A 17,399-nucleotide genomic window follows, 5' to 3' on the forward strand; every position below is an offset into this window, starting at 1 on the left:
CGGCAAAACGCTCCGGCCACCCGTCCCATAATCGCCCTCAGCGAAGGCAACGACCCCCGCATCACAAAAGGGGCCATCAACGCGCAGAGGGCCAATCTGGCCGATATCATTCTGGTTGGCCCGTACGCCGAGGTCGAAGCAGCCCTGAAAGATCAGGGGGCTGCTGCCTCTCGGGGCGTTGATATCCATGACCCCAAGACTTCGGACCTGACCGAAGAGTTTGCCGAGGCCTTTTTCGAACTGCGCCGGCATAAAGGCGTCGATCGGGCCAAGGCCCGTGCCGCCGTTGAAACACCCCCCGTCTATGCCGCCATGCTGGTGCGCAGCGGACGTGCCACCGGCACCGTAGGAGGGGCCGTTCACACGACCGGCGAAATCGTCCGTGCGGCGATCCAGGTGATTGGCATGGCCCCCGATGCAGGAATGGTGTCGTCTTTCTTCCTGATGTACCCGCCGGAAAACGCTCAGCCCGGGGCGCGGGCGATGCTGTATTCCGATTGCGGGCTGGTCATCAATCCGACCGCGAGCGAGCTGAGCAAGATCGCCATCGCATCCGCCGCATCGGCCCGGACGCTGCTGCAGGTCGATCCAAAAATCGCGATGCTCAGCTTTTCCACCAAGGGCAGCGCCAAGCATCCCGACGTGGACAAAGTGATCGAGGCCACTGAGGCGCTGCGCCAGGCCGCGCCAGATCTGAACGTCGACGGTGAACTGCAATTCGACGCCGCCTTTGTACCTTCGGTTGGCGAGCGAAAATCGCCGGGTTCGTCTGTCGCCGGGCAGGCCAACGTGATGATCTTTCCCAACCTTGATGCTGGTAATATCGGCTACAAGATCACCCAAAGGTTGGGGGGCTACACCGCCATTGGTCCGGTTTTACAGGGACTGGCCAAACCCGCCAACGACCTGTCCCGCGGATGCAGCGCCGAGGATGTGACCCAGATGATCGCCGTGACCGCGCTACAAGCAAATGGACTGTAACACTTAATTTACGCACCGCCCCGGAACGATGTTCTAAAATACCGAGGAAACTGACAAAATCCTCCTGACATAACCAACTGGACCCGCAAATGACCCATCAGCAGCCGATCCTTGATACGTCACCGAAAGTCTCGGACGAAATCCGCAGGACCACCTGCTACATGTGCGCTTGTCGATGCGGCATCAACGTCCACATGAAAGACGGCAAGGTTGCTTATATCGAAGGCAATCGCGACCACCCGGTGAACAAGGGAGTCCTGTGTGCCAAGGGGTCTGCCGGGATCATGCAGGTCAATGCCCCCTCGCGCCTGCGCAAGCCACTGAAACGGGTCGGCCCGCGTGGCTCGGGCGAATTTGAGGAGATCAGCTGGGACGAAGCGCTGGAACTGGCTGTCAGCTGGCTGGAGCCGATCCGTAAAGACAACCCGGAAAAGCTGGCCTTTTTCACCGGCCGGGACCAAAGCCAGAGCTTCACCAGCTTCTGGGCGCAAAACTTCGGAACCTGCAACTATGCGGCGCATGGCGGCTTTTGTTCGGTCAATATGGCTGCGGGCGGCATTTATACGATGGGCGGCGCATTCTGGGAATTCGGCCAGCCTGATTGGGACCACACCAAACTGTTCATGTTGTTTGGCGTGGCCGAAGACCACGACTCCAACCCGATCAAAATGGGTATTGGCAAGATCAAGGCGCGCGGTGCACGTGTTATTGGCGTCAACCCTATCCGCAGCGGATACAACGCTGTCGCTGATGATTGGGTCGGCATCACACCGGGAACTGACGGACTGTTCATCCTGTCATTGATCCATGTGCTGATGAAAGCCGGAAAGATCGATCTCGACTATCTCAGCCGCTACACCAACGCCCCGGTTTTGGTGGACGCGTCCGAAGGCGCCGGAAACGGCCTGTTCCTGCGCGACGATGACGGAAAGCCCCTGGTCATCGACCGGAATACAGGCAAGCTGACGGCCTTCGACACGCTTGGCGTTCGCCCGGATTTGTCGGCGGTCTACGAAAACGACGGTGTCGTTCATCGCCCTGTGTTTCACTTGATGGCAGAAAAATACCTGTCCGAGGAACACGCGCCCGAAGCTGTTGCCGAAAAATGCGGTATCCCCGCCAATCGCATTCGCGCGATTGCAGCGGAACTGGCGCGTGTCGCCTTTGACGAGGCGTTTGAGCTCGATCACGAATGGACCGATTTCCGGGGCGAGAAACACACCAAGATGATTGGCCGCCCTGTCGCGATGCACTCGATGCGCGGCGTTTCGGCTCATGCCAATGGTTTCCAGACCTGCCGCGCGCTGCATGTGCTGCAGATCATCCTTGGCACGGTCGAGGTTCCCGGCGGCTTCCGCTTCAAGCCCCCCTACCCCAAACCGGTCGAGGCGCACCCGACACCGCATTGCAAGGTGACGCCCAATTCTCCGCTGGATGGCCCGCATCTGGGGTTTGTCTGCGGCCCGGAACACCTTGCACTGAAGGAAGATGGCAGCCCCGCGCGGATCGACAAGGCGTTCACCTGGGAAAACCCGATGTCCAGTCACGGGCTGATGCATATGGTGATCTCGAACGCACATGCGGGCGACCCGTATAAGATCGATACGCTGTTCATGTACATGGCCAACATGTCGTGGAACTCGACCATGAACACCAAGGGTGTCATCGAGATGCTGACGGACAAAGATGAAAACGGCGATTACGTGATCCCGCGCATCATCTATTCGGACGCCTATTCTTCCGAGATGGTGGCCTACGCGGACCTCATCCTTCCGGACACGACCTACCTCGAACGCCACGACTGTATTTCGCTGCTGGATCGCCCGATTTGCGAGGCGGATGCGGCCGCTGACGCAATCCGCTGGCCTGTGATCGAACCGGACCGCGACGTGCGCGGATTTCAGTCAGTATTGATCGATCTCGCTAACCGCATGAAACTTCCGGGTTTCACCCATGAAGACGGCAGCGCAAAATGGGTCGATTACGCCGACTACATCGTCAATCACGAACGCAAGCCGGGTATTGGCCCGCTGGCCGGATTCCGCGGTGAAAACGCCGACAAGGAAGGGCGCGGAGAGGTCAACCCGGATCAGTTGAACCGCTATATCGAAAACGGCGGCTTCTACGTGGCGCATATCCCGCAAGGCGCGGATTACTACAAACCGTGGAATGCAGCCTATCAGGAATGGGCCGTGGGCATGGGGCTCTATGACAGCCCGCAGCCATACCTATTCCAACTCTACTCCGAACCGATGCGCAAGTTTCAGCTGGCAGCCGAAGGCCATGGCGACCGACAGCCGCCTGATCATTTGCGCCAGCGGATCAAAGACACGATGGACCCGCTTCCGATCTGGTACGAAACCGATCAGCACGGCAACGACGGCTTCACAGTCAACGCGCTGACCCAGCGCCCGATGGCGATGTATCACAGCTGGGGCACGCAAAACGCCTGGCTGCGGCAGTTGCACGGGCGAAATCCGCTTTATGTTCCGACCAGGCTGATGCGCAAGCACGGCCTGAACGACGGAGATTGGGCCAAAATCACATCCCCTCATGGTGAGATTACGGTCCCTGTGATGGAAATGGCCGCGCTGAACGACAACACCGTCTGGACATGGAACGCCATCGGCAAACGCAAAGGTGCCTGGGCGCTGCAAGAGGACGCGCCGGAGGCCACAAAAGGTTTCCTGCTGAACCACCTGATCCACGAACTGCTGCCGCCAAAAGGCGACGGGCTACGCTGGGCCAATTCTGACCCCATAACTGGTCAGGCCGCATGGTTTGACCTGAAGGTGAAAATCGAAAAGGCCGACGCGCCCGCCGATGCCCAAAGCCAGCCTCATTTTGACCCGATCAAATCACCGGTCGGAACTGGCCCCGATAATCTGGCGTGGAAGGTGGGCAAATGACCCAGATCCGCACTTCATCTGGCCACAAATATCCCGGGGGTGAATTGAGCCGCAGGCTCAAGAGGGGGCTGGCCCCCTCACCCGTCCTCAACAGCACAGGTATCCTGACATGACCCAGCTACCAAACTCAACCGAGCGCAAGATTGGTCTGGTGATCGACCTGGACACCTGCGTTGGATGCCATGCCTGCGTGATTTCCTGCAAGGGCTGGAACACGGAAAATTATGGCGCGCCACTGTCCGATCAGGACGCCTATGGTGCCAACCCGTCGGGCACTTTCCTGAACCGCGTGCATTCCTACGAGGTGCAACCGGCGGAAGGGCACGCGCAACTGATCCATTTCCCGAAATCCTGCCTGCATTGCGAAGACGCGCCCTGCGTCACCGTCTGCCCGACCGGGGCCAGCTACAAGCGGGTCGAGGATGGCATCGTGCTGGTCAATGAAAGCGACTGCATCGGGTGCGGCCTGTGTGCCTGGTCCTGCCCCTATGGCGCGCGTGAACTGGATAAGGCCGAGGGGGTGATGAAGAAATGCACACTCTGCGTCGACCGGATCTATAATGAGAACCTGCCCGAGGTGGACCGGATTCCCTCCTGTGTCCGAACCTGTCCGGCGGGCGCGCGGCACTTTGGCGATCTGGGCGATCCGGACAGCGACGTCAGCAAGCTTGTTGCGGACCGCGGCGGAATGGACCTGATGCCCGAAATGGGCACCAAACCCGTCAATAAATATCTGCCGCCGCGCCCGAAAGACACGGTGGAAGATCAGATCGACATCCTGGCCCCCCTGTTGGCACCTGTCGCTGAAGAGCCCAAGGGCTTCCTCGGCTGGCTCGACAAGACGTTGGAGAAACTCTGATGCATCCTGCACCCTCCGTCATCCTCTTTACCACCCTGTCCGGTCTGGGCTTCGGCCTGCTCTTCTTTCTTGGTCTTGGCCTTCCGGCTGTCTCGGGTTGGGTGGCCTTTGTGTTCTTCGCCATTGCTTACGGTCTGGCCGTCGGAGGGCTGATGGCCTCGACCTTCCATCTCGGCCACCCGGAACGGGCCTGGAAGGCTTTTACTCAATGGAAAACGAGCTGGCTCAGCCGTGAGGGCTGGTGTGCCGTGCTCGCCCTGGTCGTCATGGGGCTTTACGCGATTGGCGTGGTGTTTCTGGATCGGCAATGGAGCCTGCTGGGTTGGATCGGAGCGTTGATGTCACTGGCGACCGTGTTCACGACTTCGATGATCTACACGCAACTCAAGACCATCCCGCGCTGGAATATGAACCTGACCCCCGCCATGTTCCTGAGCTTCAGCCTGGCAGGTGGTGCGTTGCTGGCTGGCCAGACACGGGTTGCCATTCCGCTTCTGCTGATCGCCGCGTTGGTTCAAATCCTGTATTGGAAGAAAGGCGACAAAGCGCTGGAAGCATCCGGAACGAATCTGGGCACAGCCACAGGTTTGGGTAACCGGGGTACCGTCAGAGCGTTCGAGCCACCGCATACCGGTACCAACTATCTGCTGCGTGAGTTTGTTCATGTGGTCGGGCGCAAACATGCCGATAAGCTAAGGGTGATCTCGTTTGTATTGGCCTTTGTCCTGCCGGTTCTGTTTCTGGTCCTGCCATTCAACCATTTCCTGGCCCTGCTGGCAGTGGCATCGCATCTGGCAGGCATCGCGACCTCGCGCTGGTTGTTCTTTGCGCAGGCTGAACATGTCGTAGGGCTTTATTACGGCAAACGCTGAGGGGGCTCTGCCCCCGCCGCGGCAAGCCGCAGCTCCCCCGGGATATTTTTGGCCAGATGAAGTTTGGATCCTGAAAACCAAAAAGGCGGAACTCGGTAGTCGAGGCCGCCTTTTCCGGTTTCTGAAGGCCGGGTTAGATGAGGCCCGCGTGTGCCATTGCCGCATCAATCGCGGCTTTTGTGTTGTCTTCCAGCTCAGTCAGAGGTGAGCGGATTTCGGTGCTGCAGAGACCCAGTTTGCTGAGCGCGTATTTGGCGCCGACCAACCCGGGTTCTATAAAGATCGCTTCGTGCAGCGGCATCAGCTTGTCCTGGTATTCCAGTGCCTTTGCATAATCGCCCGACAATGTGGCCTGCTGGAATTCGGCGCATAGCCTGGGAGCCACGTTTGCGGTGACTGAAATGCATCCGACACCGCCATGGGCGTTAAAACCCAGTGCAGTGGCGTCTTCACCGGATAGCTGGCAGAAGTCCTTGCCACAGATCGCGCGCTGCTGGCTGACGCGCGCCAGATCGCCCGTCGCATCCTTGACACCGACAATACGCGGCAACCGGGCCAGTTCGCCCATGGTGGCCGGGGTCATGTCGATGACCGATCGCCCGGGAATGTTGTAGATGATGATCGGAATATCCGCAGCCTCGTGCAGGGCTTGGAAATGCGCGATCAGGCCGCGTTGAGTCGGTTTGTTGTAGTAAGGCGTGACAACCAGCGCCGCATCGGCACCAACTTTTTCGGCGAACTGAACGAACCGGACGGCTTCGACCGTGTTGTTCGACCCGGCACCGGCAATAACCGGAACACGGCCAGCAGCCGTTTTGACCACTTCTTCGATGACCGTTTCGTGTTCGTCGTGGCTGAGCGTCGGGCTTTCGCCGGTGGTTCCAACAGGCACCAGCCCGGTCGAGCCTTCGGAGATCTGCCATTCAACCAGATGTTTAAGCGTCTTCAGGTCCAACTCGCCGTTGTTGAACGGAGTGACGAGGGCTGGCATCGAGCCTTTGAACATGACACGCTCCTTAAGGTGCATATTGCGGTTTTTGCGCCCTGGTCACTCACGTTTCCAGCTTTGTGAGTTGATCCCGCCGGCGCAGGGTTTATCCTCACAGGCTCTATCCTCGGTTGGTTGGGAAATGCAAGGGATGACACGCTTTCTGGCACTGTTGACCGGTTTGATTCTATACGCAGTGACGACACCGCAAGCCGCACGCGCGGATGCGGCCGATGATTTGCGCTCCGGGCTGTATGAAATGCGCAAGGGCGACTGGAATGCGGCGCTGCGCGTATCGGGCCAGCGCGGCTCGGTCTCGCGCGATGTCATCGTCTGGCACTGGTTACGTGAGGGATTTGGCAGCTCGGGCGATGTGCTGGTGTTTCTCGAACGCCGCCCGGACTGGCCCGGGCTGGACTGGCTGCGCCGCAAGAGCGAGCCGGTCTTTACCGGGGCCGATCCCGACAGAGTTCTGAAGTTTTACGCTGGCTTGCCCCCTCAGACTGCTGAAGGCGCGCTGAACTATGCGGTGGCCCTTAAGGCCAAAGGGCGCATTGGCGAGGCGGAAGCCGATATCGTGACAGCCTGGCGTACCATGCCGATGGGGTCGGGGTTGCAAAAGGACTATCTGGAGAATTTTGCCAAACTGCTGAAGCCGCACCATGCCGCGCGGCTGGACCGGATGCTGTGGGATGGCCATTTGGTCAGCGCAGAACAGATGCTGCCCTTAGTCAGCACCGACGAGCGCAAGTTGGCCGAAGCGCGGATCGCATTGCAGAAACGCCAGCCAGGCGTTGACGGCAAGGTGGCGGCGGTGCCGAAGTCGCTGGCAGATACGCCGGGGCTGGCATTCGACCGTTTTGTCTGGCGGGACAAGAAAGAACTGGATGACAGCGCCGTCGACCTGATGCTGGCACGGTCAAGCGGACCGGAAGCCCTGGGCGAGCCTGACAAATGGGCCGAGGGTCGTCGCCGTCTGGCCCGGCTCGAGATGCGATCGGGGCGGGCGGCGCGTGCTTATGACGTAGCGGCCAAGCACCATATGACCCCGGAAATGGGATATTCCTATGCGGATCTGGAGTGGCTGGCCGGGTTTTTGGCCCTGCGCAAACTGAATGACCCCGCCACAGCCGTGCGACACTTCCAGAATTTTTCGGATGCCGTGCAATCGCCAATCTCGAAAGGGCGCGGCGGCTATTGGCTGGGGCGGGCTTACGCCGAGCTTGGGGACGCAGACAAAGCCTATGAGGCCTACGCCATGGGCGCGGACCATCAGACCTCTTTTTATGGTCTTCTGGCGGCGGAACGGATCGGACGACCATTTGACAAGGAACTGGCCAATCCGCGTCGCGCCCCGCATTGGCGTCAGGCAGATTTCGCCGATTCCAGCGTTCTGGAAGCCGGGCTGCTGTTGCTCAAGGCCGGCGAAGACAACTTGTCCGAGAGGTTCCTGACCCATCTTGTCGAAGGTCTTGACCCTGTGCAGGCCAATCAGTTGGGCGACCTTGCGATTGAGCTGAAACAGCCACATCTGGCCGTGATGATCGCCAAGCGGGCAGCGACCACCGGCACCGTTTTGCCTGCGGCCTATTACCCGGTTCATCCGGTGGCCGACATGCGCCTGCCAATGGCCAAGGAAATGACGCTGGCCATCGCGCGGCGCGAAAGCGAATTTGATCCGGTTGTCGTCAGCGGCGCGGGGGCGCGCGGCCTGATGCAAGTGATGCCTGCAACAGCCAAGCTGGTGGCTGGAGAACTGGGGATACTCAGCGGCCATCAGACCGGTCGGTTGACGTCGGACTGGCAATACAATGCCAAGCTTGGCGCCAACTATCTTTCGGGCCTTGCAACCGAGTTCAACGGGAATGTCGTCATGATGGCGGCTGGATACAATGCCGGTCCAAAGCGCCCGATCTCGTGGATGGAACGCTATGGTGATCCGCGCACCGGTGAGGTGGATATCGTAGACTGGATTGAGACCATTCCGTTCAATGAAACGCGCAATTATGTGATGCGCGTGACCGAAAGCCTGCCGGTCTACCGCGCCCGTCTGGGGCAGCCCGCCCTGCCGGTTCCGTTTTCGCAGGAACTGATCGGATCATCGCTGGCGGCGTTCGCGCCATAAGGTAAACAGACCTGCGGCCACAACAATCGCTGCGCCCGTGACAACTTCGGGGCGCAGTTTTTCACCAAAGATCGAAATCCCCAGAATCGCGCTCCAGACAAGGTGGAAATAGGCGAAGGGTTGGACGGCGCTGGCTTCGGCCATCTCATAACATTTGATCAGCAGCCAGTGCCCCGTTGCCCCGCTGACGCACAGCAACGCCATCCACAGCCAGTCGCTGCGGGCCATTGGCTCCCAGAACCACATTCCAAAAAGGGTCATGGCGATGGCACCAACAACGCCGGTCCAGAAAAAGCTGGTGGCCGTGCTGTCCTGACGTGCGACGTAGCGCGTCAGCAGGCCGTAAATCGCAAACAAAAACGCCGAGATCAGCGGTATGACGGCCCAAGGATCAAAAACACCAACGCCCGGCTGCAGAATGATCAGAACACCAATGCAACCGACACCGATCGCAACCCAGCGCCGCCATCCAACCTTTTCACCCAGAACCGGACCGCTCAGCGCGGCGACAAGCAGGGGATAGCTTATGAAAACGGCCATACTGTCGATCAGACCGAGCACTGTGAAACCGAACACGGCGACGCAGATCTCGGTGGCCAGCAGCAGGCCCCGCAGTATCTGAAGCCCCATCTGGTTCGTCTGCATGGCCGCCCTTAACCCGCCGGAAGATCGCGCCGCCAATGCAATGACAAAGGCCGCAAAGAACCAATAGCGGATCATCACCACCATGTAGGTGTTATAGGTTCCGGCCAAATGGCGTGAGATACCGTCCTGCAAGGCAAAGACAATCGTCGCGCCCACCATCAGGGCGATACCCGCACCTGCATTGTTTTTCTGCGTCATGCCTTGAGCGCCCGCGTCATGTGCCGCTTGCGGCCATAGCCGGATGTACGGGTGACGGTGAAACCGGCATCCTGAAGCCCGCGGCGAACAAACCCGGCGGCCGTATATGTGGCTGCCGTGCCATCGGTGGCAGTATGCGCCGCCACTTGCTGCATCAGCTCTGCCCCCCACAATTCAGGGTTCTTAGCCGGAGAGAACCCGTCAAGGAACCAGGCGTTGGCCATGCCTGCCCATTGCGGCAGGCTGTTGCGCGCATCGCCGATGATCACTTCGCATTGAAGGGTTTCAAGATTGCAGGCGTGACCTGTCCAATGGGCTAGAAACCGGCTGCTCCACGGGTGTAACTCGGGGAAGGCCTCAAGCGCGTGACGCATATCATCCGTGGCCATGGGAAAGGCTTCGAAACTGGTGAACCGAAGCGGGCCTGTTTGGCCGGATTTCTCCCATTCAGACCAAACCGTCAGCAGGTTCAGACCGGTGCCAAAGCCCAACTCGGCAATATGAAACCCCGGCGCAAAGCGTTCTGGCAGATCATTGCCTGCCAGAAACACATGGCGCGTCTCTTCCAGCCCGTTCTGCAACGAGTAATAGGGATCGTCGAAACGGTCCGAGACCGGTATCTGATCCTCGGTCCACGTTAATTCGGCGTGCTGGTCTGCCATCGGGGAATCCTGTAGCTAAGCGGCGCGACACTGAACAAGGAAAAGGGAATTGGCAATGGTCGATGTGACGGTTCGCGGGGCAGGAATTTTCGGCCTGTCCATCGCCTGGACCTGCGCCCGGCGGGGCGCGAAGGTACAGGTTGTCGACCCTTTTGGGCCGGGCTCCGGGTCCAGTGGCGGTCTGGTGGGGGCCTTGGCCCCGCATGTGCCCGAAAACTGGAACGCCAAGAAAGCTTTTCAGTTCGACAGCCTGATCATGGCTGAACCCTTTTGGCAGCAGGTCGAGGGTACCGGCGGCGTTTCCCCCGGCTATGGCCGTCTGGGCCGTCTTCAACCCATTCCTGACACCCGCAGCCTTGATCTGGCCCGGCAACGCGAAGGTTCAGCCGATCAACTTTGGCAGGGGCTGGCAGAGTGGCGGGTGATCAAAACATCGCAGGCCGGATCGTGGTGCCCGCCCAGCCCCACCGGCTTTGTCATCCGCGATACACTGACAGCGCGCATGCATCCCCGGCGGGCCTGCGCTGCGTTGGTTGCAGCCCTTGAGGTGATGGGCGTTCACGTTGTCAGTAACGCCGATGATAAAGGACAGGTTGTCCACGCCACGGGCCTAGCAGGATTACTGGAACTGAACGACGCGTACGGAAAAACCGTCGGAAACGGTGTCAAAGGTCAGGCCGCCCTGTTGCGCTTTGATGCAGGAGAGATGCCACAGCTATTCGCAGATGCGGTCCATATCGTGCCACATGCGGACGGAACGCTGGCAATCGGATCAACGTCTGAACGGGATTATGACGACCCGACCAGCACAGACAGTGCTTTGGACGATGTCATAGACCGCGCCACGCGCGCGCTGCCGCTTTTGCACGGGGCCGAGGTGATCGAACGTTGGGCTGGGGTGCGTCCTCGCAGCAAAAGTCGCGCCCCGATGTTGGGCCTGCATCCGTTGCACCAGGGTCAATTCATCGCCAATGGCGGCTTCAAGATCGGATTTGGCATGGCTCCGAAAGTGGCAGAAGTCATGGCCGATCTGATGCTGGAGGATCGGGATTCGATCCCCGATGACTTCCGCCCCGAAGCCTCACTGTGATAGGGCCACAGCCTTCATGCATTCCCACCCGTCCGGGCCGCGCACCCACATGTCCTGACCGTTCCGGCACAGCTGGGCAGTCTCGAAATGCATCAACGGCGAGGTCGCACGGAAAGAAAACGATTTGAGCGGTCCGCCAAGATCAACTGCAAACAGCATCAGAAGCTGCGCCAGAAGTGGCCCGTGCACAACCAGCCCTTCATATCCTTCCACATCACGCGCATAGTCCAGATCATAGTGAATGCGATGGCCGTTGAAGGTCAGCGCCGAGTAGCGAAACAGCAGGGTGGTATCGAACGCAACCGCGCGGACATCCGTTTCATCCGTGCGCGACTGGGGCGGCGTTTGAGCCGTCACACCCGGCGTGGGGTCTTCACGATAAACAAGATCCTGCCATTCGGTCAGACAAAGTTGGCCACTTTGCCGTATCTCGTGGCGCAAAGTGACAAAACCCAACGGGCCGGACCGCCCCTCTTTTGTGCTTTGGTTATCAAGAACCGATGTCCTGTCAGCAGGGATACCCGCGATCAGTGGTGCATGAAATTCCAATTGCCCACCGGCCCACATTCTGCGGGGCAATCCCATATCCGGGATCAGGCCACCCACCTTGGGATGCCCATCCCGCCCCAGCGCAGCAGGCGGTTGCGGCGCCCAGAAATAGAGCTGATGGAAGAATGGCGGCAGAGCTGAGCCTTTGGCAATTGTTGGCTCAGAGCCCAACGCAACCTGAAGCGATGCGGCACGGGCCGGATCAAGGATATCGCTTTGACGCTGTTCCAACATATGGGCAGTCCAAGCTTAGAAACCGGCCTCGGCCCTGAGTTTCTGCATCAGCATGTGCAGCGAGTTTTCGTATCGCTCGGACAACAACCTACCCTGATCGTCGAACTCATTCGAGCTGTTAGCAAGGTGAATTTCCGGACCCTGCAAGATACGGGGCTGAAAGGGCACCATGCAGGCGCGCAGGATCATCTGTGCCCTTTCCCCGCCGGCGCGGCCACCCGCAGCCGACATTACAGCAACCGGCTTGCTCGCCCATGGATTGCCTTTCGTCCGGCTGACCCAGTCCAGAGCGTTTTTCAGAACACCCGAAGGCCCTTTGTTGTACTCGGGCGTCGAGATGATCACCGCATCTGCCTGCCCGATCTGGTCGGCCAGCATCTGAACAGGTGCCGGTATCCCTTCGGCATCCTCCAGATCGCCATCATAAAGCGGCAGGTTCAGGTCGGCTTCGGTATAGCTGACAGGGTCGAACAACCGGGCCGCTTCGCGCAGCAATTTGCGGTTCGTCGCGCCCTTGCGCAGGGAGCCGGACAGGCCAAGCAGGGTCGGTTGAGACATCAGGGACAACTCCGTTTCAGTGTTTCCCAATAGTTAGACCGAGATTGACCCTGACCAAACCCCCATTGACGCACAGTCATTGCGCAACAGGGGCCGGGCCAGACCGGTCCTGCGTTTCAGGATCACGCGTTTCCGCTGGGGACTACGACAATCTCAACCCGACGGTTTTGCGCTTTCCCTTGCGGCGTCAGGTTGGACGCGACCGGGTTGTTTTCACCCTGACCGTAGGTTCTGATACGGCTGTAGCTGACACCATTGGCCTGCAGGATATCCGCGACCGCGTTTGCGCGACGCTCGGACAATCCCTGATTATAAGACGCGTCACCATCGCTGTCGGTATGACCGATGATCTGCACGTTCGAGTTGGGATAGTTGACAAGGTTTTGGCCCACTTTCACCAGATCCGCCCGCAGCGCCGGGCGCACGGTCGAGCTGTCCGTGTCAAACGTAATGTCATTCGGAACAGTCACGATCAGCCGGTCACCCGCATTGACGATAGTAATCCCGTCATTTGCCAGTTGCTGACGCAATTCCGCAGCCTGCTTGTCCAACTGGTTGCCGATCAGACCGCCACCTGTGGCACCAATGGCGGCACCAGCCAGCGCCCCAAGACCCGGGTTCGAATTATTGGCGATCGCGCCGACACCCGCACCGATAAGCCCCCCCAGAACCGCACCCTGCTTGGTATTTTTATTGGGGTCGTTCTGCACGGTCAGGGTGCCCGGATCGGTACAGGCCGTCACGGCCATGATTGAACACAAGCCTGTCGCCAGGAAAAACTTTGAAATCGTCATGATATCACCTTCTGCTCCGGTACCCGTTCTTCGGGCTTGATCCATTTCACCCAGTATATCACTGCGCTTGCTCACAGGCTCAAGCAACAATGCGGTGAAATAGGCGAATACCCGCCAAAGGCCACTCATACCGGTTCCGCAAAGGTGCCCGCGTGCTGTTGCTCCTGCCAGAGATCGCGCAAAGATTTACCCTGCCCCAGAAATCCTTCGTCAGTGTATTCACTGGACCAGATGCGATCGGTTCTGAAATGGCGAAAGCCGTTTCGCATCTCGCACCACCCTGCCAGCAACGAACATTCGACGTGATAGATCAGCGCCAGTGGGCGCACCACGCGGATGGTTTGTTCGCCTTCACCATCTACGTAAGTGATGCGGATTTTCCGTTCTGCCCGAATAGCTTCGCGGTAATGCGAAACAGAAACACACCCCTTCTCGGGATCATCCGCCGGAGCCCCCCAGGGTGAAACCTGCAACCAATCAGTCGGGCTATGCAGCGCATCGATCTTCTGACAGATCCGACTGGCGGCGCGCTGCAGGTGGCTGTCGCCGGTGCGCGCCAGAAGAGACAGGCCAACCCACAGGGCTTCAACCTCTTCCGCGTCGAAATTCAGAGGCGGCAGATCGTAACCGCGCCGCATCATGTAACCGACACCGGCCTCACCTTCGATAGGTGTTCGCTGGGCCTGCAATTCGGCAATGTCACGATAGACAGTGCGGCTGGACACCTCTAGCCGGGTGGCCAGTGCTTCTGCCGTGACCGGCGCACTTGCGGCCCGCAAGATCTGGATGATTTCAAACAAACGGGTCGAACGGCGCATCGCATTCTCCTGACACTCTGCTGACACCCTAGCACACCCCACTGACAACATGCTGTCAGCGGTGACGCGCGATTATGGGGGGATATCACACAAGGAGCCAAGAAATGCCGCACCTCGACAACCACGTCATGATGACACTGAAACTTGGCCAATGGTCACAGGACCACACACTGCGTGCCTTCGAGATTGAACGTGAGATCGCGCAGGAGCGCCATCGCCGCCAATCGGTTTCGACGAAACGAACAAGACGCATTTCGCTGGGCAACCTGAAGATGCTGTGGGCCAGAATTGCCTGAGATCAGAAATCGGGCAGGGCGCGAAACTTCATCGAATGCCCGCCCTCGGGATGCTTCAGGCGCAATTCTTCGGAATGCAGCATCAATCTGGGAAACTCCCTCGCCGCACCTGTTGCATAGAACGGATCGCCCAGGATCGGGTGACCCAATGCCTGCATATGAACGCGCAGCTGATGAGACCGCCCGGTTTTGGGAAACAGGCGCACGCGAGAGGTCTCGCCCTCATGTTTCACAACGCGCCAATCGGTGACCGCAGGTTTGCCCGTATCATGACACACCATTTGTCTGGGTCGGTTGGGCCAGTCCACGATCAACGGCAGGTCAACCGTGCCGGTCTTTGGCTCCATCCGCCCCCAGACACGGGCAATATAGGTTTTCCGGGTCTGCCGCTTTTCGAACTGCATACTCAGATGCCGTTGCGCATGGGGTGTTTGGGCAAAAACCATGACACCTGATGTGTCCCGGTCCAGTCGATGCACAAGCAACGCCTGAGGGAAAGCCGCCTGCACGCGTGTCAGAAGGCAATCAGCCAGATGCTCGCCCCGCCCCGGTACGGAAAGCAGACCCGACGGTTTGTTCACCACAATCAGCTGCGCATCTTCGTGCAGCACGTCCAGCGCGGTTTGCGGGGGGGCATAGGGTTCGCTCATGCGGGCCTGCCTATCTCAGCGCGCACCTTCCCGCAACGTCGTCCTTGCGCGCCCGGCCATGTTCGGTGAACTTCTGCGCAGGAGGACAGGACATGCACCCGACAATTGAACGACTACAAGAGGTTGTCGCCAAGGGCGATGAGGCGCTGATTCACGATCTGCTGGCCGAAGATGTGCAGTTCCTGCCACCAACCTATTACAGTACGTGGACCGGGCGCGCACCTGTGGCTGCCGTACTTGGCCATGTCGGGCAGGTCTTTTCCGACTTCCGGTATCGCCGGGTCATGGGCGCCGGCAACGATTGGGCGCTGGAATTTCAATGCAAGATTGGAGATTTGGACGGCATTGGCGTTGACCTCATTACACTGAACGAGGCCGGTTTGATCCAAATCTTCGAAGTCGCCATGCGCCCCTACAAAACAGTCGGCGCTTTACGCGAGGCGATGATGGCGCGCGTGATGACTGACGCTCGTTTTCTGGAATTCAAAAACGCCCTGACGTGACTTGATGATGCGCGCCCTGATAGCACCCGACCAGGTACTACGTGTGCCCTTGCTGCCCGTTCTGGCCACGCAAGCGCTTTTGGTGCGCCGCAACGCCCGGCTTTTGCCAGAGCCAACTGGCCCGCGAGAGGGCCGAACAGGGCGTGGCCCCCGCCTTCGTTTGCTGATCACCGGCGATAGCTCGGCGGCCGGAGTGGGCGCGGGAACTCAGGCGCAGGCCTTGTCGGGACAGCTTGTGGACCGGCTGGCCAGAAATCACACGGTTGAGTGGCAACTTGAGGCCACCACAGGGTACACGACGCTGGATACGATTGACCGCCTGAGGGGCATAAAGGGCGAATTCGATGCGGTGGTCACGGCTTTGGGGGTGAATGACGTCACCCGCGCCGTCTCTTGCCGCACATTTGCGGATCGCCAGGCGCAGCTTATCAACATCCTGTCAAACGAACTGGGGGCGCGGCGAATAGTCATCACCGGCGTTCCGCAAATGAACAGGTTTCCGGCCCTGCCACACCCATTGGCCTGGGTGCTTGGCCGTCAGGCTGCGCGGCTGGATAATGCGTTGCAACAGGTTGTGTCCGTCCATCCCCATGTGCTGCACCTGAGGCTTGATCTGCCCGACGACCCGGCCCTGGCGGCACCGGACGGCTATCACCCAAGCCCCCGGGCCTATGCGCTGTGGGCAGATGCTGCATCACGCCTGTTGCTTCAGGCCTGAGCCCGCGCCTGCCGGATCAATGGGATCGAGTAAATGACCAAAGCCACCCAGATCAGGGGGAATGCGATCATGCGTCCGGTGTCGATCTTCTCACCGAACAGAGTGATGGCTGTAATGAAAATCATAGTCGGCGCAATGTATTGTAGGATGCCCATGGTCGACAGGCGCACCAGCTTGGCTCCGTTCGCATAGACCAGCAATGGCACCGCCGTGACGATACCGGCGCAGGACAACAATGCGGTATCGGACATCGCTGCGCCGAAATGGCCTGTGCCTTGCACACCCAGCCAGGTGACATAGGCCAGGGCCGGGATCAAAAGGATCAGGACCTCAAGCAGAAAACCCTGGTTGGGACCAATTGGAAGGGATCTCTTAAAGAATGCATAGAAACCCCAACTGACCATCAAACCCAGCGCCGCCCAGGGAAGTCGCCCAGCCTCAAGCACAAGCACAAGAACGCCCAGCGCGGCAAGCCCCACCGCGAACAGCTGGGTCCGCGTCAGGGGCTCACGCAGCAAAATCGCGCCTAACGCGATACTGAACAGCGGGTTGATGTAATACCCCAACGCCGCGTCCAGCGCGTGCCCCGTCGAGATCGCCCAAACATAGATCGCCCAGTTCACGGAAATCAGCGCCGCCGTCAAAGCCGCCATGGCCAGCATCCGGGGATTGCCCAGTGCAGCTTTCAAGTCCCGGGTGCGCCCCAGCGCGACCAGCAGCAAACCTGCAACCGGAACAGACCAGATAACCCGATGCGCCACCACCTCGACAGGTCCAATGTGATCCATCGCCTTCATATAAAGCGGCAGGAATCCCCACATGACGTACGCTGTGACAGCCAAAGCCAAACCTTTGGGAGTATCCACATTCTGAGGTGGTAATGGCGTGGGTGTCACGAAGGCTCTCCGGTTTATACCGGTTCCGTTTACGGCAGAACTGAACGGATTGAA

Annotated in this window: 18 protein-coding genes; 9 read left to right on the forward strand and 9 right to left on the reverse strand. The window is 59.4% G+C overall.

Going from position 1 to position 17,399, the window contains the following annotated elements; genetic code table 11:
- The 4 genes from pta to ACR0M9_RS15920 form a co-directional block, all read left to right on the forward strand.
- On the forward strand, positions 1 to 981 hold a 981-nt coding region (pta, locus tag ACR0M9_RS15905), incomplete at its 5' end, for a phosphate acetyltransferase (protein ID WP_480560061.1).
- Between the two features lie 89 nt (positions 982 to 1,070).
- A complete protein-coding gene (locus ACR0M9_RS15910; protein WP_480774072.1) occupies positions 1,071 to 3,890 on the forward strand; it encodes a molybdopterin oxidoreductase family protein in 2,820 nt (939 codons plus the stop codon).
- A gap of 109 nt (positions 3,891 to 3,999) precedes the next feature.
- Positions 4,000 to 4,749, forward strand: a complete 750-nt coding sequence (locus ACR0M9_RS15915; protein WP_480774073.1) for a 4Fe-4S dicluster domain-containing protein — start codon at positions 4,000 to 4,002, stop codon at positions 4,747 to 4,749.
- The gene (locus ACR0M9_RS15920; protein ID WP_480484080.1) at positions 4,749 to 5,621 is read left to right on the forward strand and encodes a dimethyl sulfoxide reductase anchor subunit family protein; all 873 of its coding nucleotides are present in this window, start codon (positions 4,749 to 4,751) and stop codon (positions 5,619 to 5,621) included. The genes ACR0M9_RS15915 and ACR0M9_RS15920 overlap by 1 nt, the downstream gene beginning before the upstream one ends.
- A 133-nt stretch (positions 5,622 to 5,754) precedes the next feature.
- Here the strand turns inward: ACR0M9_RS15920 and dapA are convergent, their stop codons facing one another.
- The gene (gene dapA, locus ACR0M9_RS15925; RefSeq protein ID WP_480774131.1) at positions 5,755 to 6,627 is read right to left on the reverse strand and encodes a 4-hydroxy-tetrahydrodipicolinate synthase; all 873 of its coding nucleotides are present in this window, start codon (positions 6,625 to 6,627) and stop codon (positions 5,755 to 5,757) included.
- 133 nt (positions 6,628 to 6,760) lie between these two features.
- Between dapA and ACR0M9_RS15930 the strand changes: the two genes are divergently transcribed.
- A complete protein-coding gene (locus tag ACR0M9_RS15930) occupies positions 6,761 to 8,734 on the forward strand; it encodes a lytic transglycosylase domain-containing protein (RefSeq protein ID WP_480484081.1) in 1,974 nt (657 codons plus the stop codon).
- On the opposite strand, the gene ACR0M9_RS15935 is transcribed toward ACR0M9_RS15930, so the two are convergent.
- Both ACR0M9_RS15935 and mnmC2 read right to left on the reverse strand, forming a co-directional pair.
- Positions 8,708 to 9,577 (reverse strand): DMT family transporter, encoded by an 870-nt coding sequence (locus tag ACR0M9_RS15935; protein WP_480484082.1) that lies wholly within the window; start codon positions 9,575 to 9,577, stop codon positions 8,708 to 8,710. The two genes, ACR0M9_RS15930 and ACR0M9_RS15935, sit on opposite strands and share 27 nt — an antisense overlap.
- Positions 9,574 to 10,239 (reverse strand): tRNA (5-methylaminomethyl-2-thiouridine)(34)-methyltransferase MnmC2, encoded by a 666-nt coding sequence (mnmC2, locus tag ACR0M9_RS15940; RefSeq protein WP_480539591.1) that lies wholly within the window; start codon positions 10,237 to 10,239, stop codon positions 9,574 to 9,576. The genes ACR0M9_RS15935 and mnmC2 overlap by 4 nt, the downstream gene beginning before the upstream one ends.
- 55 nt (positions 10,240 to 10,294) lie before the next feature.
- Here mnmC2 and ACR0M9_RS15945 point away from each other — a divergent pair, with 55 nt between their 5' ends.
- Entirely contained in the window at positions 10,295 to 11,329 is a 1,035-nt protein-coding gene (locus ACR0M9_RS15945) for an NAD(P)/FAD-dependent oxidoreductase (protein WP_480774074.1), read from the forward strand.
- Here the strand turns inward: ACR0M9_RS15945 and ACR0M9_RS15950 are convergent.
- From ACR0M9_RS15950 to ACR0M9_RS15965, 4 genes are all read right to left on the reverse strand, one after another.
- Positions 11,321 to 12,112, reverse strand: coding sequence for an HTD2 family dehydratase (locus ACR0M9_RS15950; RefSeq protein WP_480774075.1), 792 nt, complete (start codon positions 12,110 to 12,112; stop codon positions 11,321 to 11,323). The two genes, ACR0M9_RS15945 and ACR0M9_RS15950, sit on opposite strands and share 9 nt — an antisense overlap.
- A 15-nt stretch (positions 12,113 to 12,127) precedes the next feature.
- Complete coding sequence (locus tag ACR0M9_RS15955) at positions 12,128 to 12,670, reverse strand: NADPH-dependent FMN reductase (RefSeq protein ID WP_480774076.1); 543 nt, start codon at positions 12,668 to 12,670, stop codon at positions 12,128 to 12,130.
- A 122-nt stretch (positions 12,671 to 12,792) separates the two neighbouring features.
- The gene (locus ACR0M9_RS15960) at positions 12,793 to 13,464 is read right to left on the reverse strand and encodes a YiaD family glycine zipper/OmpA-like lipoprotein (RefSeq protein WP_209505259.1); all 672 of its coding nucleotides are present in this window, start codon (positions 13,462 to 13,464) and stop codon (positions 12,793 to 12,795) included.
- Positions 13,465 to 13,589: 125 nt separating this feature from the next.
- Complete coding sequence (locus ACR0M9_RS15965; protein ID WP_480774077.1) at positions 13,590 to 14,282, reverse strand: helix-turn-helix transcriptional regulator; 693 nt, start codon at positions 14,280 to 14,282, stop codon at positions 13,590 to 13,592.
- Between the two features lie 104 nt (positions 14,283 to 14,386).
- On the opposite strand from ACR0M9_RS15965, the gene ACR0M9_RS15970 reads away from it, so the two are divergent.
- Complete coding sequence (locus tag ACR0M9_RS15970) at positions 14,387 to 14,578, forward strand: hypothetical protein (RefSeq protein ID WP_267363584.1); 192 nt, start codon at positions 14,387 to 14,389, stop codon at positions 14,576 to 14,578.
- Positions 14,579 to 14,580: 2 nt separating this feature from the next.
- On the opposite strand, the gene ACR0M9_RS15975 is transcribed toward ACR0M9_RS15970, so the two are convergent.
- Complete coding sequence (locus tag ACR0M9_RS15975) at positions 14,581 to 15,228, reverse strand: RluA family pseudouridine synthase (protein WP_480774078.1); 648 nt, start codon at positions 15,226 to 15,228, stop codon at positions 14,581 to 14,583.
- A gap of 92 nt (positions 15,229 to 15,320) precedes the next feature.
- On the opposite strand from ACR0M9_RS15975, the gene ACR0M9_RS15980 reads away from it, so the two are divergent.
- Complete coding sequence (locus ACR0M9_RS15980) at positions 15,321 to 15,731, forward strand: nuclear transport factor 2 family protein (RefSeq protein ID WP_209504951.1); 411 nt, start codon at positions 15,321 to 15,323, stop codon at positions 15,729 to 15,731.
- A gap of 7 nt (positions 15,732 to 15,738) precedes the next feature.
- Positions 15,739 to 16,449 carry an SGNH/GDSL hydrolase family protein gene (locus ACR0M9_RS15985; protein ID WP_480774079.1) on the forward strand — a complete coding sequence of 237 codons (711 nt, stop codon included), beginning with the start codon at positions 15,739 to 15,741 and terminating at the stop codon, positions 16,447 to 16,449.
- On the opposite strand, the gene rarD is transcribed toward ACR0M9_RS15985, so the two are convergent.
- Entirely contained in the window at positions 16,440 to 17,345 is a 906-nt protein-coding gene (rarD, locus tag ACR0M9_RS15990; protein ID WP_267363579.1) for an EamA family transporter RarD, read from the reverse strand. The two genes, ACR0M9_RS15985 and rarD, sit on opposite strands and share 10 nt — an antisense overlap.
- Between the last annotated feature and the right edge of the window lie 54 nt (positions 17,346 to 17,399).

Source organism: Ruegeria sp. CH2, from assembly GCF_056537065.1.

What these genes read in the sequence shown, in the direction of transcription:
- ACR0M9_RS15975 (WP_480774078.1), bottom strand. Translation starts at nt 15,228, where the DNA reads ATGAGCGAACCCTATGCCCCCCCGCAAACCGCGCTGGACGTGCTGCAC.
- ACR0M9_RS15985 (WP_480774079.1), top strand. Translation starts at nt 15,739, where the DNA reads ATGCGCGCCCTGATAGCACCCGACCAGGTACTACGTGTGCCCTTGCTG.
- ACR0M9_RS15965 (WP_480774077.1), bottom strand. Translation starts at nt 14,282, where the DNA reads ATGCGCCGTTCGACCCGTTTGTTTGAAATCATCCAGATCTTGCGGGCC.
- ACR0M9_RS15960 (WP_209505259.1), bottom strand. Translation starts at nt 13,464, where the DNA reads ATGACGATTTCAAAGTTTTTCCTGGCGACAGGCTTGTGTTCAATCATG.
- ACR0M9_RS15935 (WP_480484082.1), bottom strand. Translation starts at nt 9,577, where the DNA reads ATGACGCAGAAAAACAATGCAGGTGCGGGTATCGCCCTGATGGTGGGC.
- ACR0M9_RS15945 (WP_480774074.1), top strand. Translation starts at nt 10,295, where the DNA reads ATGGTCGATGTGACGGTTCGCGGGGCAGGAATTTTCGGCCTGTCCATC.
- ACR0M9_RS15980 (WP_209504951.1), top strand. Translation starts at nt 15,321, where the DNA reads ATGCACCCGACAATTGAACGACTACAAGAGGTTGTCGCCAAGGGCGAT.
- ACR0M9_RS15915 (WP_480774073.1), top strand. Translation starts at nt 4,000, where the DNA reads ATGACCCAGCTACCAAACTCAACCGAGCGCAAGATTGGTCTGGTGATC.
- ACR0M9_RS15910 (WP_480774072.1), top strand. Translation starts at nt 1,071, where the DNA reads ATGACCCATCAGCAGCCGATCCTTGATACGTCACCGAAAGTCTCGGAC.
- ACR0M9_RS15930 (WP_480484081.1), top strand. Translation starts at nt 6,761, where the DNA reads ATGACACGCTTTCTGGCACTGTTGACCGGTTTGATTCTATACGCAGTG.
- dapA (WP_480774131.1), bottom strand. Translation starts at nt 6,627, where the DNA reads ATGTTCAAAGGCTCGATGCCAGCCCTCGTCACTCCGTTCAACAACGGC.
- ACR0M9_RS15920 (WP_480484080.1), top strand. Translation starts at nt 4,749, where the DNA reads ATGCATCCTGCACCCTCCGTCATCCTCTTTACCACCCTGTCCGGTCTG.
- ACR0M9_RS15955 (WP_480774076.1), bottom strand. Translation starts at nt 12,670, where the DNA reads ATGTCTCAACCGACCCTGCTTGGCCTGTCCGGCTCCCTGCGCAAGGGC.
- mnmC2 (WP_480539591.1), bottom strand. Translation starts at nt 10,239, where the DNA reads ATGGCAGACCAGCACGCCGAATTAACGTGGACCGAGGATCAGATACCG.
- ACR0M9_RS15950 (WP_480774075.1), bottom strand. Translation starts at nt 12,112, where the DNA reads ATGTTGGAACAGCGTCAAAGCGATATCCTTGATCCGGCCCGTGCCGCA.
- ACR0M9_RS15970 (WP_267363584.1), top strand. Translation starts at nt 14,387, where the DNA reads ATGCCGCACCTCGACAACCACGTCATGATGACACTGAAACTTGGCCAA.